12 protein-coding genes are annotated in these 16,194 nt (G+C 57.2%); 7 read left to right on the forward strand and 5 right to left on the reverse strand.

What is annotated here, in order from left to right; all coding sequences use genetic code 11:
- Positions 1-20 precede the first annotated feature (20 nt).
- The 3 genes from xsc to ABJN86_RS09930 all read right to left on the reverse strand — a co-directional run bounded on the left by xsc (position 21) and on the right by ABJN86_RS09930 (position 4,486).
- Entirely contained in the window at positions 21-1,790 is a 1,770-nt protein-coding gene (gene xsc / locus ABJN86_RS09920) for a sulfoacetaldehyde acetyltransferase (RefSeq protein ID WP_348366746.1), read from the reverse strand.
- A 197-nt stretch (positions 1,791-1,987) separates the two neighbouring features.
- On the reverse strand, positions 1,988-3,451 hold the full coding sequence (locus ABJN86_RS09925; protein ID WP_348366747.1) for a PLP-dependent aminotransferase family protein: 1,464 nt from the start codon (positions 3,449-3,451) through the stop codon (positions 1,988-1,990).
- 207 nt (positions 3,452-3,658) lie between these two features.
- Positions 3,659-4,486, reverse strand: coding sequence for a cysteine hydrolase (locus tag ABJN86_RS09930; RefSeq protein WP_348366749.1), 828 nt, complete (start codon positions 4,484-4,486; stop codon positions 3,659-3,661).
- Between the two features lie 130 nt (positions 4,487-4,616).
- On the opposite strand from ABJN86_RS09930, the gene ABJN86_RS09935 reads away from it, so the two are divergent.
- A complete protein-coding gene (locus ABJN86_RS09935; RefSeq protein ID WP_348366751.1) occupies positions 4,617-5,531 on the forward strand; it encodes a helix-turn-helix domain-containing protein in 915 nt (304 codons plus the stop codon).
- 71 nt (positions 5,532-5,602) lie between these two features.
- On the opposite strand, the gene ABJN86_RS09940 is transcribed toward ABJN86_RS09935, so the two are convergent.
- Positions 5,603-7,015, reverse strand: a complete 1,413-nt coding sequence (locus ABJN86_RS09940) for an aminotransferase class III-fold pyridoxal phosphate-dependent enzyme (protein ID WP_348366753.1) — start codon at positions 7,013-7,015, stop codon at positions 5,603-5,605.
- Positions 7,016-7,515: 500 nt separating this feature from the next.
- Between ABJN86_RS09940 and ABJN86_RS09945 the strand changes: the two genes are divergently transcribed.
- The 4 genes from ABJN86_RS09945 to ABJN86_RS09960 all read left to right on the forward strand — a co-directional run bounded on the left by ABJN86_RS09945 (position 7,516) and on the right by ABJN86_RS09960 (position 12,155).
- Entirely contained in the window at positions 7,516-8,520 is a 1,005-nt protein-coding gene (locus ABJN86_RS09945; protein WP_348366755.1) for an ABC transporter substrate-binding protein, read from the forward strand.
- Positions 8,521-8,600: 80 nt separating this feature from the next.
- Positions 8,601-9,407, forward strand: a complete 807-nt coding sequence (locus tag ABJN86_RS09950; RefSeq protein WP_348366757.1) for an ABC transporter ATP-binding protein — start codon at positions 8,601-8,603, stop codon at positions 9,405-9,407.
- A complete protein-coding gene (locus ABJN86_RS09955; RefSeq protein ID WP_348366758.1) occupies positions 9,404-10,669 on the forward strand; it encodes an ABC transporter permease subunit in 1,266 nt (421 codons plus the stop codon). The genes ABJN86_RS09950 and ABJN86_RS09955 overlap by 4 nt, the downstream gene beginning before the upstream one ends.
- An 82-nt stretch (positions 10,670-10,751) precedes the next feature.
- Positions 10,752-12,155 (forward strand): L-serine ammonia-lyase, encoded by a 1,404-nt coding sequence (locus tag ABJN86_RS09960; protein WP_348366760.1) that lies wholly within the window; start codon positions 10,752-10,754, stop codon positions 12,153-12,155.
- Positions 12,156-12,174: 19 nt separating this feature from the next.
- On the opposite strand, the gene ABJN86_RS09965 is transcribed toward ABJN86_RS09960, so the two are convergent.
- Positions 12,175-12,933, reverse strand: coding sequence for a DeoR/GlpR family DNA-binding transcription regulator (locus tag ABJN86_RS09965; protein ID WP_348366761.1), 759 nt, complete (start codon positions 12,931-12,933; stop codon positions 12,175-12,177).
- 95 nt (positions 12,934-13,028) lie between these two features.
- On the opposite strand from ABJN86_RS09965, the gene glpD reads away from it, so the two are divergent.
- Positions 13,029-14,612 (forward strand): glycerol-3-phosphate dehydrogenase, encoded by a 1,584-nt coding sequence (glpD, locus tag ABJN86_RS09970; protein ID WP_348366763.1) that lies wholly within the window; start codon positions 13,029-13,031, stop codon positions 14,610-14,612.
- Positions 14,609-16,093, forward strand: a complete 1,485-nt coding sequence (glpK, locus tag ABJN86_RS09975; protein ID WP_348366764.1) for a glycerol kinase GlpK — start codon at positions 14,609-14,611, stop codon at positions 16,091-16,093. Before glpD ends, glpK begins: the two co-directional genes overlap by 4 nt.
- Positions 16,094-16,194 lie beyond the last annotated feature (101 nt).

A 16,194-nucleotide genomic window follows, 5' to 3' on the forward strand; every position in this document is an offset into this window, starting at 1 on the left:
GCTTCAGTATGACGAGAAGTTTACTCGATTGCCATGTCTGTAGCAGACACTCCAGCCACCGAGACCGGCTTTTTCATAGCGTCGCGTCGGAACGGCTCGCCCAGCTCTTGGTTCAACAGAACTTCGATGAAGGTGGTGACGTTGCCTTCCATCTGGCCCTTGATCGCTGTGTTCAACGCTTCGGTCAGCTCGTCCATACCACTCACTTGCACGCCGGTTAGCCCGCATGCATCTGCGATTTTTGCGTAAGAGACGTTGGTGTCCAGCTCGGTGCCGACGAAGTTGTCGTCGAACCACAATGTAGTGTTCCGCTTCTCGGCGCCCCATTGGTAGTTGCGGAAAATGATCATGGTCATAGCGGGCCAATCCCCGCGACCCACTGACACCATTTCGTTCATTGAGATGCCGAAGGCGCCGTCACCCGCAAAGCCGACAACAGGCACATCTGGGCAGCCGATTTTAGCGCCTGTGATCGCTGGGAAGCCGTAACCACAGGGGCCAAACAGGCCCGGAGCCAGATATTTGCGACCCTGCTCGAACGACGGGTAGGCGTTGCCGATGGCGCAGTTGTTGCCGATGTCAGAGGAGATGATCGCATCCTTTGGCAAGGCCGATTGGATTGCGCGCCATGCTTGGCGAGGGGACATTTTGTTCGGCTCGCGTGTGCGGGCGCGCTCGTTCCATGTGGTGCCCGGATCGTCGTCTTCGTGGTCCAGCGAGGTCAATTCTTGTGCCCATGCGGATTTGGTCTGCGAGATCATGGCTTTGCGATCAGCGCGTCCGGCGTCGCCTGCGCTGTCACCTAATTGTGCCAAGATACCTTCGGCCACTTTCTTCGCGTCACCCACGATACCGACGGCGACTTTCTTAGTCAGGCCGATGCGGTCGGGGTTTAGGTCAACTTGGATGATTTTAGCGTCCGTGGGCCAATAATCGATGCCGTATCCCGGAAGTGTCGAGAATGGGTTCAATCGTGTGCCAAGGGCCAATACGACGTCGGCCTTAGAGATCAGTTCCATCCCCGCCTTCGACCCATTGTAGCCAAGTGGGCCCGCAAACAGGGGGTGGTTGCCTGGGAAGGCGTCATTGTGTTGGTAGCCAACGCACACCGGTGCATCGAGCGTCTCAGCCAGTTTCATCGAGGCACCAATGCCGCCTGCGAGTACCACGCCCGCACCATTCAAGATGACGGGGAACTTGGCGGAGGACAAAAGCTCTGCCGCAGTTTTGACGGCGTCTTGGCCACCTGCTGGGCGCTCAAAGTCAACGGCGACTGGTAGCTCAATGTCGACCACTTGGGTCCAGAAATCGCGTGGGATGTTGATTTGCACGGGGGCCGAGGCGCGGTGCGCTTGCATGATGCAGCGGTTCAGGGTCTCTGCGATACGCGTCGGGTCGCGTACTTCTTCTTGGTAGGCCACGCAATCCGCAAACAGGTTCATCTGCTCCATCTCTTGGAAGCCGCCTTGGCCGATTGTCTTATTGGCAGCCTGAGGCGTGACCAACAGCAACGGAGTGTGGTTCCAGTAAGCCGTTTTAACCGAAGTGACGAAGTTGGTGATGCCGGGGCCGTTTTGGGCAACCATCATGGACATCTCGCCGGTGGCGCGGGTGTAGCCGTCGGCCATCATACCTGCGGTCATCTCGTGGGCGCAGTCCCAGAACTTGATACCCGCAGTCGGAAACAAGTCGGAAATCGGCATCATGGCCGAGCCGATAATGCCAAATGCGTGGCGGATGCCGTGCATTTGTAGTGTTTTGACGAATGCTTCTTCGGTCGTCATTTTCATGGTGGCGATCTCCCGATGTGGTGTAAGGCGGGCGCAGGTGCCCGAGTTGTAAGGATCTGTTTGGAAGTTAAGCGGTCGGGGGTGGTTCTGTTATGGCCAGTTTTTTTCGATGTTAAATCCAGTGGGTTGGGGTGGCCTTCATTTTTAGCTCTATTTTGCGGATTTTTTCAGGGTGAAAGCCTCCGCAATCTACTAATTCACCCGATGATTTTTCTAATCTCCTCAGCGATCAATGCGACCCCTGGTGATATTTTCGACGTGCTGATCGACGAGTAAGCCAAGCGGTAATGTTTGTACTCGCGGTTTTCGCCTTCGCAAAAGGCCGCACCCGGTTCGATCAAAACCGACTTTTGCTTTAATCGGTCTGCAAGCTCTTTGGTGTCCACCCCGTCAGGGGCGCGCATCCAGTAACTGGATCCACCAAACGCGCCCACGCCTGCCACGGTTAACCCGTGTTCCTCTAGAGCTGCATCCATGATGCGGCGGCGGTCGTGAAATGCGTTGCGAAGGCGGCGGATTAAGGCGTCGTAATGCCCTAATGACAAGAAATATGCGGCTGTGCGTTGCATGTGTCCGGGAGGGTGGCGCAGGACCGCAGAGCGGAGGGCGCGTGCTTCGCGAATGAAGGGTGCAGGGCCGACAAGGTAGCCTAAGCGCAGCCCAGGAAATAACGACTTTGAGAAGGAGCCGATGTAGATAACGCGCCCATCGTCATCAAGCGATTTGAGCGCGGGGGACGGGGGTTTCAGAAAGGACATTTCGAACTCGTAGTCATCCTCGACGATTAGGAAATCATCCTCTGACGCGCGGCGCAGCAGCTCTTTTCTGCGGGCTACAGGCATGGTTGAGGTGGTGGGGCATTGGTGACTTGGGGTGGTAAAAACCACATCAGCCTCAGGTGGGATGAGATCAGGTCGAAGCCCGTCCTTGTCCACGCCAAGCTCGACACGGTGACAACGCGATTGGTGCAAAATGGAGCGCAGGCCCGGATAACATGGGTCCTCATGGGCCGCCGTGCGCCTTTGCGTTAACAATACTTGCGCCGCCAGCCACAAGGCATTCTGTGCCCCAACTGTGATCAGGATCTCGTCAGAGTTGGCCAAAATCCCACGGCGGGGCAGCGTGTTTCGGGCGATGAATTCCACGAGTTGTGGGTCGTCTCGGTCCTCTTGATCTGCGGTTAGACTGTCGAAATCGCGCTGGCCAAGGGCACGGATGGCGCAGAGGCGCCAGTTCTGTCTGTCGAAGAGTTCCGGGTCCACCTGACCGTAAACGAAAGGGTATTTGTATTGGCGCCAGTTTAACGGCTTTGACACTTGCAGGTTTCCGGAAAAACGATTGCCGATGGCGCGGGACCAATCAACCGTGTCCGCTGAAGAGCGTGCGCTGATCTGGGGGGGCTCGGGTGCATTCTGGGAGACGAAGTAGCCGGAGCGGCCGGCCGAGGAGAGGTAATCATCCGCCATCAACTCGTTATAGGCGAGGGTGACGGTGATGCGGCTGACGCCCAGATGGGTGGCCAACTTGCGCGAAGACGGAAGCTTTTCACCCGGTCGAAAGCGCCCTGATAAAATGCCGCCCGCGACCAACTGTTGGATCTGCTGTTGCAGAGTGCCCTCGAAGTCGGGGTCTAGAAAGAAGGTTTCGACTGCGATGGGCATTGGCTGGCCTTAAATCAGTTATGATTTGGCTATATCGCATTTGGGAGGCAAGAGGAAGGCTTCCTCCTCGGTGCAGGCGGCCATGAGCGGGCCGAGCATGGCAAGGGTAAAGATAACACTCTTTAACCCGGACACACTGACCCACTGGTCAAATCTTTGACTTGATTTCATGGAGCGCCGGTTCTCACGGCGCTCCATTTTGTTGATTTAGGATGCAGCTTTGATTTGCTCGACAACTTCTTCAGTCGTCCAAACAGCATTCGCCATGAAGCGGAAGTTCGTCAGAGCGGCGAGGTATCCGTCGCCTTCTGGTACGATGGCAGCTGCCGTTGCATCTTTGATCACGGCAACCTCAAATCCTTGCTCAAGCAACTCGCGCATGTGCGACTCTGTGCAAAGGTTGGCGGACATTCCCGACAAGATCACCTGATCCACTCCGCGTTTGCGCAACTGTAATGACAAGTCATTTGTGTCGTTGCCGTAGACTTTATGGGGGGACGTCACGATGGTTTTGCCGTCGTTGATATACTTCTTATATTGCGGCATCCAATCGGCACCAGAACCCTCAAAGCCCTCTAGGTCGAGCGCACCGGGGCGGTCAAACATGCCGATTTTGTGCATCAGCTTTTCCAGCGCACCTTCGAACTTCCAGCCGTGGTCGGTCGGATAGTAATAGTGGGGCGAGACAGCAACCGTGATGTCGGCTGCTTTGGCTGCGATGAACAGAGCCTCGATATTCTCGACGGTATTATGCTCGGTCACGGATGGTCCAACGACGCCCCAAGTGACGCCATCTGGGCTTAAGAAATCAACCTGCGGGTCGGTTACGACCAATGCAGCCCGAGATAGATCAAGCACCATGTTGGAGGGTGGCAAGGCTGGCTCTGCTGGATCAGCATAGGGGTTAGCCGTTTGAGCCGAGGCTTGATCCGTTGCCAGAACCGTAGCTGCGGCCGTTGCCGTGATGGCCACTCCGCCACGCAAGGCTTCGCGTCGGGATAGGTGTTTGTGGTTTGGGTCGTTGCACTTACACATTGTGTTGTCTCCATGATAAGGTTGAGTAGTGCAATCATGCTGCCACCATGCATGTGCCTTTTCGTCCTGTTCATGACCGATTGTGCCGCTAAACGTATCCGTTCGTCCGATAGTCGTGCATGTTTGCGTTATGACATATGAACATATCTTCAATGAACTTGATATTACGGTGGACCCGTTTGCGCTGTGTGAGCTGCGCGGGGAGTGCAATCTGGGGCTGGGGTATGAGCCGCGGGCAACCTTGCATTACGTCCTGTCGGGACGAGGTGAGATATTGGTAAGGGGCCGTAAACCGGTTCAAGTTGCGCGCGGCTCAATTGTTCTCATCCCTGCTTTGCAAAACCACAGCTTGCGAAGTTTTGGTGACGATTTCGACCCGCTGCCCACATGCCGACCTGCAGAGCTGGACCTCGCAAGGTTGCTCAAGACTTCCGAAAACGCGCCCAACGGCCAGCTGGCGGCCCTTTGTACTAACGTCACAATTGGCTTGCGCGGAGTGAAGGACGTCGTGGATCTGGTACGCGAGCCGATGGTCGAATGTGTATCGCGGGGCAGCCGAATGGAGCAACCGTTGATGCGGCTCATTGAGGAAGTGTCTCAACCCCGTCTGGGCAGCCGTGCCATGGTTAGGGCGATCTTGCTTGAGTGTGTGATCGATATGTTGCGCTCGCGGCTTACTGCACAAGATCAAGCGCTGGCGTGGATGGCGGCCTTAAAGGACCCGAGCGTATGGCAAGCCCTGCGGGTTATGTTGGATGATCCTGGAAAATCCCACTCGGTGGATAGCCTTGCGCATGTAGTTGGAATGAGCAGGTCTGCCTTCGCAAAACGATTTTCGGAAGCCTATGGAAGTGGCCCAATGGAGTTGTTGCGCGATTTGCGAATGCGGATGGCGGGCACACTATTGAAAGAAACTGAGCTACCGGTAAAGCGTGTAGCCGATATGGTCGGGTTTTCAAGCCGCAGCGCCTTTTCTCGCATGTTTGAGGCCAAGACTGGGCAATCGCCGCGAAGCTTCAGATCCTCCAGCCGTCTTGCCGAATAGAGAGGCTGCAAAGAAAAGCCCGCGACCTCGGTTGAGGCGCGGGCTTTCATGTTTCATTGGCGCGGGTGCTTTTAGCCCAATACCTCGGTCAGTGCCCCGTCGACGGACGTTAGGATCGCATCGATATCATCCTTGGTTGCGATCAAGGAAGGCGAGAAGCACAGCGTGTTATTGTAGCCCGGCACCGAACGATTGGTCATGCCGACGATCACGCCGTCTTTGGCCATGCAATGCCCTGTGACTTTGGCCACAAGGGTTTCGGACAATGGCTCACGAGTTTCGCGATCTGCAACCAGCTCGGCCCCTAGGAACAGGCCTTTACCGCGCACGTCGCCGATGGATTTGTGCTTGCCTTTCAGCACCTCGAGCTGCTCGAGCATGTAGTTGCCCATAGTGATGGTGTTTTCGAGCAGGTTCTCATCCTCAAGGATGCGCATGTTCTCGATCGCGGCCGCAGGGCCGGCCGTACACCCGCCAAAAGTCGAGATGTCGCGGAAGTAGTTCAGCGGATCGGACGTGTCGTCCATGAACATGTCGAACACGGCCTCAGTGGTGACGCAGCACGAGATCGCGGCATAGCCAGAGGCCACGCCTTTCGCCATTGTCACGATGTCAGGTTGAATGCCGTAGTGCTGGTAGCCGAACCATGTGCCGGTGCGGCCCATGCCACAGACGACCTCATCGATGTGCAGCAAGATGTCGTACTTTTTGCAAATCTCTTGCACCCGTGGCCAGTATCCTTCTGGCGGCACGATGACGCCGCCGCCTGCGGTGACGGGCTCTAGGCAAAGGGCACCGACGGTGTCGGGGCCTTCGCGCAGGATGACCTCCTCAATCGCGTTGGCGGCTGCGATGCCGTAGGCCTCGCCGGACAGATCGCCCAAGCCTTGGTCCATCGCGCGGTACTCTAGGCAGTGGGGGACCTTGATGAAGCCGGGGGTGAAGGGGCCGTATTGCGCGTTGCGCTCGTTTTGGCCGCCACCGGATAGGCAGGCGATGGTGGTGCCATGGTAGTCGCGATCACGGTAGAGGATTTTGTGCTTCTTGCCGCCATAGCGTTTGTGCGCGATTTGGCGGACCATTTTGAAGCCCTTCTCATTGGCTTCGGAGCCGGAGTTGGCATAGTAGACGCGGCTCATGCCGGGCATCTTGGAGATCAGGCGCTCAGAGAATAGTGCCCCTGGGATCGAGCCCGCGGTGCCACCAAAGAAGTTCATTTTCACCAGCTGATCGCGCACCGCATCGGCGATGCTTTCACGGCCATAGCCGACATTGACGGTCCAAACACCGCCAGAGACGGCATCTAGGTGTTCGCGTCCGTTCTGGTCCCAAACGCGTAAACCTTTGCCCTCGACCATAATCTTGGGGTCGGCGCGGTTTTCTTCGGCCATGTAGCCCGCGTGTTGGCTTAGGTGATGCCAAACATGGGCACGATCGGCTTCGACAACGCCGGAGAGATCATTGCTTTGCAGATTACCGTCCATCGGCTTGCTCCAATCTTGAAGGGGGGGCCGGAACAGATGTCCGGCGATTCTAATCGTTGTGCGCAAAGTATAGCGCTAAAAACTAAGCTGCATGGAATCTGGGTCTGCAATAGGGCCAGAAGCACATCACACGTAGAGCCAGTTTAAGGTGCTGGAGCACCCCGAAAGGGGTCATGATTTAGGCAAAACTTATTTAATACATGGACTTAGTTGTTCTGAGATATTATTAATGCGGTTTATCTGCACGCGAAGAGCCGCGATTAAATCCATTGACGTGAGCCGGTCCGCTTTGCCTAGTTCGTATGCAGAAAAGCAGGAAGACTTCATGCAAAGATGTGAAACTTCTACTTTATCGGCAAATTGCACTAGCTTCTGAGGGTTAATGTGATTTGTTCAAATAGCCCCTTGGCGTTGCATGAGAGCTGGATAACCAGTCCCGCAGCATCAACGGAAATACACGCGCCGCAAGGCGTACATTGTTCAACATGGGAGATGAACACATGAAACTAACCACCAAAATGATGGGTGCTGTTGCCAGCATCGCAATGCTGTCCGGCGCGCAAGCTGCAATGGCTGATGGCCACGGTTTGACCGTTGGTTACTTCCTTGAGTGGCCGATGCCGTTCGAATTCGCGAAAGTGAACGGCACTTATGACGAAGAGCTGGGCGTTCCGGTGACTTGGGTGTCCTTCGACACTGGTACTGCGATGTCCGCAGCCATGGCGTCGGGTGACGTAGATATTTCCGTCTCGCAAGGTGTTCCACCGTTCGTGGTCGCAGCATCCGCCGGCCAAGATCTGCAAATCCTTGATGTGGCTGTGTCCTATTCGGATAACGACAACTGCGTTGTGGCCTCCGGTCTAGAAATCGACAAAACATCCGCAGCTGAGCTGGCTGGCAAGAAAGTGGCCGTACCTTTGGGCACTGCCGCGCACTACGGCTTCCTGAGCCAAATGAAACATTTCGGGGTTGATATCTCCGCTATGTCCGTTGTGGACATGGCCCCTGCGGAAGGTGCTGCTGCGCTGGCGCAAGGTGACGTGGACATGTCTTGCGGCTGGGGTGGTGCGCTGCGCCGCATGAAAGAGTCTGGCAACATTCTGCTGACAGGCGCTGAGAAGGAAGAGCTTGGCATTCTGGTGTTCGACGTGACAACCGCGCCTGCGGGCTTCGTTGCTGAGAACGCCGAAACGGTTGCCAAATTCCTGAAAGTCACCGCAGACGCGAACGCAATGTGGGCTGACGAGGCGAACCAAGCCAAAATGCTGCCAGTGATCGCCAAAGACGCTGGTATGGACGAGGAGGGAACCAAGTCCACATTGGCTGGCTTCACCTTCCCATCCGTTGATGAACAACTGGGCGACAAATGGCTGGGCGGCGGCGCGCAATCCTTCATGAAAGGTGTCGCAGATATCTTCGTGGGCGCGAAATCCATCGACTCCGCATTGGACAGCTACAGCGCGACTGTAAACACTGGTCCATTGGAAGCTGCTTCCAAAATGTAAAACCGATAGGGGGTGGCGCGGGATATCTCGCGCCACCCTTTTCACTTCCCCACACCAATAAAACCAGAAGTGAGGTTACTATGTCGGGCCTATCAATCGAAAATATATCAATGCGCTTTGACCTGCCCAACGGCGGCTCAGTGCAGGCGTTGAAGGACGTGTCTTTGGACCTGAAGCCAGGTGAGCTGATGAGCGTCCTCGGGCCATCGGGATGCGGAAAAACTACGCTATTGAACATCGTCGCGGGTTTCTTGGCCCCGACCGAAGGGCGTATTGCCTTGGACGACAAGACCGTTGAGGGCCCCGATGCCGATCGCGGCATGGTGTTCCAGCAAGGCGCGTTGTTTGAATGGATGAACGTCCGCGAAAACGTGGCGTTTGGCCCCCGCATGAAGGGGGAAACAGAGGCGCAATATGGCGCCAATGTAGACCACCTTCTTGAAGTTGTTGGCTTGGGCGACTTCAAAGAAAAGGCCATCTACGAGTTGTCCGGCGGCATGCAGCAACGTGTGGCCTTGGCCCGCTGCCTTGCCAATGATCCCGACGTCATCTTGATGGACGAGCCCTTGGGCGCGCTAGATGCGCTGACCCGTGAGAAGATGCAAAGCCTTGTGCTGAAGCTGTGGAAAGAGACGGGCAAGACGATCATCTTGATCACCCACTCGGTTGAAGAGGCGTTGCTACTGGGCGAGCGCCTGCTGGTTATGGCCCCGCGCCCTGGCCGCGTGCATAAAGAGTACCGCTTGCCGTTTGCCGATTTGGGCGTCGGGCAAGATTTGCGCGAAGTGAAAAAGCACCCCGATTACAACAAAACACGCGAGGAAATTCTCGCGATGATCTGGGATATGGAAGAAGAAATTATGGGTCGCACGGAGGAAAGCGCATGATCATTCTGCTGATCTATATCGCCATCTTTGTTGGGGCATTTTTCGCTGTAAAACACATTACAGCTTCGACGGCACCTAAGGATTACACCTCTTTGAAGACGGTGACCTTTGGGGACGAAAGTGCGGTTCGTCCAAACCGCGCGGCATCGATCATTTCGGTGGGCAGCATTTTCGTCCTATGGGCGGCGTTCACTGGCTCTAGCCTGATTCCGTCGTTCCTACATGCGCCGGGGGCGTATTCGGGCATGGGCGAATTCACATACACGGTGGAGGCGGAAGGCGAGACCAATGACGCCACCGTGACAGTGAATGTGCATGACAAAGAGGGGGACGCCACCGTTCCGGAAGTGGCGCTAGGCGACGGGTTTGCCAAGAACGACGCGGTATCAATTGTGAAGTACCGCTCCAAGCTGCTGCGCGTTGACCAAAATGATGAGCGTGGCCGCGATGTGGGCGCGAAGATCATAGCCATCAACGGTGAAGCGATTGCGCCGGGTGGCGAAGTGTTAACCGACTTCGCACGGGTTGCTATGACGCCCAAAGGCACGTTGAACATCGTGCCCAAAACCGGCTGGCAGATGGAGCCGATTTGGCTGCCCCCGCCAGAGAACGTGTTGAAGCGTGTAGGCGACATCGCGACCGACGGGTTCCGGAACTTTACGTTGTGGGAGCACTTGGGCTTCTCCTTGTTCCGCGTGATATTGGGTTTCATCTTTGGCGCACTTGTCGGCATTCCATTGGGGTATGCCATGGGGTTGTCCAATTGGTTCCGTGGCTGGTTTGACCCGATTGTGGAATTCATGCGCCCCGTGCCGCCATTGGCGTTGATCCCGCTGGTGATCATCTGGGCAGGGATTGGCGAGGTTGGAAAAATCATCCTGCTGTTCTTGGCCGCGCTTTGGATCATGGCGATTGCGGCGCGCTCTGGCGTGTCGGGGGTCAACATCACCAAGGTGCATGCGGCCTACTCGCTTGGCGCGTCCAAATGGCAGATCATGCGCCATGTCATCGTGCCAAACAGTCTGCCGGAAATCTTCACCGGTGCGCGTGTGGCGATGGGGGTCTGTTGGGGCACGGTTGTGGCCGCCGAACTGGTCGCCGCAGAGAAGGGGGCTGGCATGATGATCATGGTGGCGTCCAAGTTCCAGAACACCGACATCGTGCTGATGGGGATCATCCTGATTGGGGTGATCGGCTTTAGCATCGACGTGCTGATGCGCTGGGCCGAGAAGTTGCTGGTTCCATGGAAGGGCCGCAGCTAAATTCTGTGTCATTGTCGTGAATGCGCTGCCACCTGTCTTGTTTTGATAGGTGGCAGTTTGCGTTTGAGGGGAATGTAGCGCCATGTTTCTAAGTATCTTCGACATATTCAAAGTGGGCATCGGCCCGTCGTCCTCTCATACGATGGGGCCGATGACGGCTGCGGGGCGCTTCCTTGATGACCTGCGCGGCGGGCGCGAAAAGGAACCGGGCGCGGGCGAGCTGGCGGCAGTGTCCGCATCCTTGCATGGATCACTGGCATTCACCGGAAAGGGCCATGCGACGGACCGTGCGGTGATGCTGGGGCTGATGGGGTTCTTACCCGCGAACATGGACCCTGACGCGGTTGATGAGTTGATCGCAAGCCTGCATGTGGACAAAACCTTGCAGGTGGATGGGTTGCCCGCGCTGGCGTTTGACCCATCGCGCGATGTGGTTTTTGACTACGACCTGACACTTCCCGGACACGCCAACGGCATGATCTTGAAGGCGTGGGACACGTCCGGCAACCTGTACATGCAGGAGACCTACTATTCAGTCGGCGGCGGCTTTGTAGTGACGGAAGCAGAGATGGCGGGGCAAGAGCAGGATTTGCATGCCCAACAAGAGCAGGCGGGCTGTCCACACCCGTTTGGCTCGGCGGAAGAGATGCTGCAAATGGGCAAGGCTTCGGGCAAGACCATTGCGAAGATGAAAGAAGAAAACGAGCTGGCGATGATGTCGCGCGCTGAATTGGACCGTAATCTGACGCTCATTCGCGACGCTATGTTTGATTGCGTGGACCGCGGTATGCGCCTTGATGGCATCTTGCCGGGTGGTCTGAACGTGAAGCGACGTGCCAAGAGCATTCACGATCAATTGCTGGCGGAGCAAGGCATGAACCGTGGCCAGCCACATACGATCAACGACTGGATGAGCGTCTACGCCATGGCGGTGAACGAGGAAAACGCGGCGGGTGGCAAGGTTGTGACCTCGCCCACGAATGGCGCGGCTGGGGTGCTGCCTGCGGTGATGCGGTACTACAAAGATCACTGCATCGGCGCGACCGAGGACGGGCAGCGCACCTTTTTGCTGACAGCGGCGGCGATTGGTGGGCTGATCAAACACAATGCGTCGATTTCAGGGGCTGAGGTCGGATGCCAAGGCGAAGTTGGCTCCGCGTCATCGATGGCGGCGGCGGGGCTGTGTGCGGCTTTAGGTGGTAGCAACGAGCAGATCGAGAACGCAGCCGAGATTGCATTGGAACATCATCTTGGCATGACCTGTGACCCTGTGGCGGGGTTGGTGCAGGTGCCATGTATTGAGCGCAATGGCCTTGGCGCCATTAAGGCGGTGTCCGCCGCGTCCCTTGCGCTGCGCGGCGACGGCACGCATTTCATGCCGCTGGACAATTGCATCGAGGCCATGCGCCAAACCGGCATCGACATGGGATCTAAATACAAAGAAACCTCGCAAGGGGGGCTTGCGGTCAACATTCCTGAGTGTTGATCGGACCCGCTTTTGAGGGCTAGGGGATGCATAGCTCCGTGCCCCAGTCAGCGCAGGTTTGCGCCAATTGCGCTGGTAGGGATGCGTCGGTGTAGAAGCGATCAATGCTTTCGAGAGACGCGATTTTGACGGGTGCTGCACGGTCGAACTTTGATGCATCGGCCACAAGGTAGGTATTGCGTGAACGGGCGATGATGGTCTGGCTCACATCCACCTCTTGGATGTCGTAGTCCAGAATGTCCCCGTCATCATCAAGGGCGGAGCAACCGATCACCGCATAATCAAACTTGAATTGCGCGATCAACTTGGTTGTCATTGAGCCGACCAGCCCGCCATCGGATCGGCGCAGCGTGCCGCCTGCCACCAACACCTCAATTTGTGGGCTGGCGGACAGGATATTCGCCACGTTCAGGTTGTTGGTCACCACGGTCAGGTCGCTATGTGTCAGCAATTCGCGGGCAACGGCCTCGGTCGTGGTGCCGATGTTCAGGAAGACACAGGCTCCTTCAGGGATGTCCTGCGCACAAGCCTTGGCGATGCGGATTTTGGCGGTGTCATTGAGCTGGCGACGATCATCATAGCCAATCATCGACGCGTTTTCAGGGAAGATTGCCCCCCCGTGTACCCGTTTTAGGTGGCCGCTATCCGATAGATCAGACAGGTCCTTACGAATGGTTTGGGCCGAGGTCTGAAATCGCCGCGCGAGCTTCTCGACGCTGACACGTCCTTTGCGACGCGCGATGTCCATGATTTCGGATTGTCTAAAGTTCTCGGCCATGAGTCACCCTGCTTGTCGATAAATCGAAAGTAAACCTTGACGAAACGAAAGTAAACTTGTGATTAAGGGGTGTGAATGCAAGGGGAGTCGCAGATATGGCGCGTGAAGACATTGTTGACCTGTTCGTCATTGGCGGGGGCATCAACGGAGTGGGTATCGCCCGCGATGCCGCTGGACGGGGCATGTCCGTGTCACTGGCCGAGATGAACGACCTTGCGTCAGCGACATCAAGCGGATCGAGTAAACTGTTCCACGGTGGCCTGCGCTATCTGGAGTATTTCGAGGTTGGATTGGTGCGCAAAGCGCTAATCGAGCGCGAAACATTGCTGCGAGCCATGCCGCATATCAGCTGGCCCATGCGGTTTGTGCTGCCCTACCACAAGGACATGCGGTTCGAGGGGGGGACGCCGACCTCCAAATTGCTCGGCGCTGTGATGCCTTGGATGAAGGGGCGCCGCCCTGCGTGGCTGATCCGCTTGGGGCTGTTTATGTATGACAACCTTGGCGGGCGCGAAATTTTGCAAGGCACGACCCGCGTGGACATGACGACGGATGAGGTGGGCAAGGGGATCGATGATCGCTTTGCCTTCGCCTATGAGTACTCTGATTGCTGGGTCGAGGACGCGCGGTTGGTGGTGCTGAACGCCCGTGACGCGGAGGCGCGAGGGGCCGAAGTGATGGTGCGCACCAAAGTCACCTCGGCTGAACGGGTTGAGGACCATTGGGTCGTCACCTTGCAGGACGTGGAGACGGGCGACACCTTCGAGCGCCGCGCAAGGATGCTCGTTAACGCGGGCGGGCCTTGGGTGGAGGACGTGATCCGCCAAGTGACGCGGACCAATTCCAGCGAAGGCGTGCGGTTGGTTCGCGGCAGCCACATCGTGACCAAGCGGCTGTTTGAGCATGACAAAACCTACATCTTCCAAGGCGAAGACGGGCGGATCATTTTCGCCATCCCTTACGAGACAGATTTTACGCTGATTGGGACCACCGATGCGGACCATGCGGACGCCTCGATCAAGCCGGAGTGCTCGGATGAGGAGCGGGACTACCTGCTCAACTTCGCCAATGGGTACTTCAAGTACGACATCACGGTTGACGATGTGGTTTGGAGCTACTCCGGTGTGCGCCCGCTTTATGACGATGGGGCGGCTTCGGCCTCTGCCTTGACGCGGGACTACGTGCTGAGCGTCTATGACGACGGCGCGCCGATGCTGAATGTTTTTGGCGGCAAGATCACGACCTACCGAAAGCTGGCAGAGAGCGCGATGGAGAAAATTCTGCCGTTCTTCGACAATGACAAGGGGGATTGGACGGCTGGCGTCGCAATGCCCGGCGGGGACTTCCCCGTGGACGGTGTGCAGGATTTGATCGACGGGTTGATCGTGGATTATCCCTTCCTCGACGACGTCTGGGCGAAGCGCTTGGTTCGCGCATATGGGACCGAGGCGGGCGATGTGTTGGGTGACGCGGGTGCCGTATCGGACATGGGGCAGCTGTTCGGCGCGAACTTGACGGAGCGCGAAGTGCGGTGGTTGATGGCACATGAATATGCGCGACGGGCCGAGGATGTTGTTTGGCGGCGCTCCAAGCTAGGGTTGCGCATGAGCGTGGCTGAAATCGGCCAGCTTGACGAATGGATGCAAGCCGCGCGCGCGGCCGTTAAGGGGGATGCATGACACATATACTGGCGATTGATCAGGGAACCACGTCTAGCAGGGCGATCATCTTTGACGCTGATATGAAGATCTTGGCGTCCTCGCAGGAGGAGTTCGCGCAGCATTTCCCTCAATCGGGTTGGGTGGAGCATGACCCCGCGGACCTGTGGTCAACCACGGCAAGCACATGTCGCGGCGCGATAGAGCGCGCTGGCATCACGGCGCAAGACATCGCGGCGATTGGGATCACTAACCAGCGTGAGACGACGCTTGTGTGGGACAAGGAAACCGGCGAACCGGTGCACAACGCGATTGTTTGGCAGGACCGCCGTACATCTGATTATTGCCGCGAGCTGCGCGATGCGGGCCATGAAGAGATGTTCACCGCACGCACTGGTCTGCTGCTGGATCCATATTTTTCGGGGACGAAGCTGCGCTGGATCCTTGAAAACGTTGAAGGCGTGCGCGCACGTGCCGAGGCGGGCGAATTACTGTTTGGGACCGTCGACAGCTACTTGATCTGGAAGATGACCGATGGGGCGTCGCATGTAACGGATGCCACCAACGCGGCGCGTACTATGCTTTATGACATCCGCAAAAGACGCTGGAGCACCACGATTTGCGAGTTACTGGGCATTCCTGTGTCGATGCTGCCTGAGGTCAAAGACAGCGCCGATGATTTCGGCATGTGCCGCGCGGATTTGTTTGGCAAGGAGCTGCCTATCTTAGGGGTCGCGGGTGACCAACAGGCGGCGACTGTGGGGCAGGCGTGCTTCCAGCCAGGTATGATGAAGTCGACCTATGGCACGGGCTGTTTTGCGTTGTTGAACACGGGCGATACGCCGGTGACCTCTAAGAACCGGATGCTGACCACGATCGCCTATCAGCTGGATGGCAAGCCGACCTATGCGTTGGAGGGATCGATCTTCATTGCGGGTGCGGTGGTGCAATGGCTGCGCGACGGGATCAAGATCATCCGTGACGCGAGTGAAACACAACCCTTGGCCGAGAACGCAGATGACAGCCAAGAGGTGATCATGGTGCCCGCCTTCACAGGGTTGGGCGCACCGTATTGGGACGCGGATTGCCGTGGGGCTATCTTTGGGCTGACCCGTGGGACCGGCCCCGAGGAGCTCGCCCGTGCGGCGTTGCAAAGCGTGGGCTACCAGACCCGCGATTTGCTGGAAGCGATGAAGGCTGACTGGGGTGGCGATGGCGAAGATGTCCTTCGCGTTGATGGCGGCATGACCGCTAGTGATTGGACGATGCAGTTCCTAAGCGACATCATTGATGCGCAGGTGGACCGTCCAGAGGTGCTGGAGACGACGGCCTTAGGGGCCGCATGGCTGGCCGGCTCTCGCGCGGGGCTTTACCCCGACATGGAGGGCTTTGCGAAGAACTGGGCGTTGGATCAACGCTTTGAGCCGGACATGGACGAGGACATGCGTGCCACTAAGTACACGGGCTGGAAGAAAGCCGTCGCCGCGACGATGTCGGTCTAGGGTTCGTGAGGGGCTGGGTGACTGAGGTGCGGACTTAATGCGTTTTCGCGGCGATTGAACCAATGTCCCCTTTTTTCCGGCTCACCTGAACGATCCCAACT

It is taken from the genome of Litoreibacter sp. (assembly GCF_039974535.1).
Lineage (GTDB): Bacteria > Pseudomonadota > Alphaproteobacteria > Rhodobacterales > Rhodobacteraceae > Litoreibacter.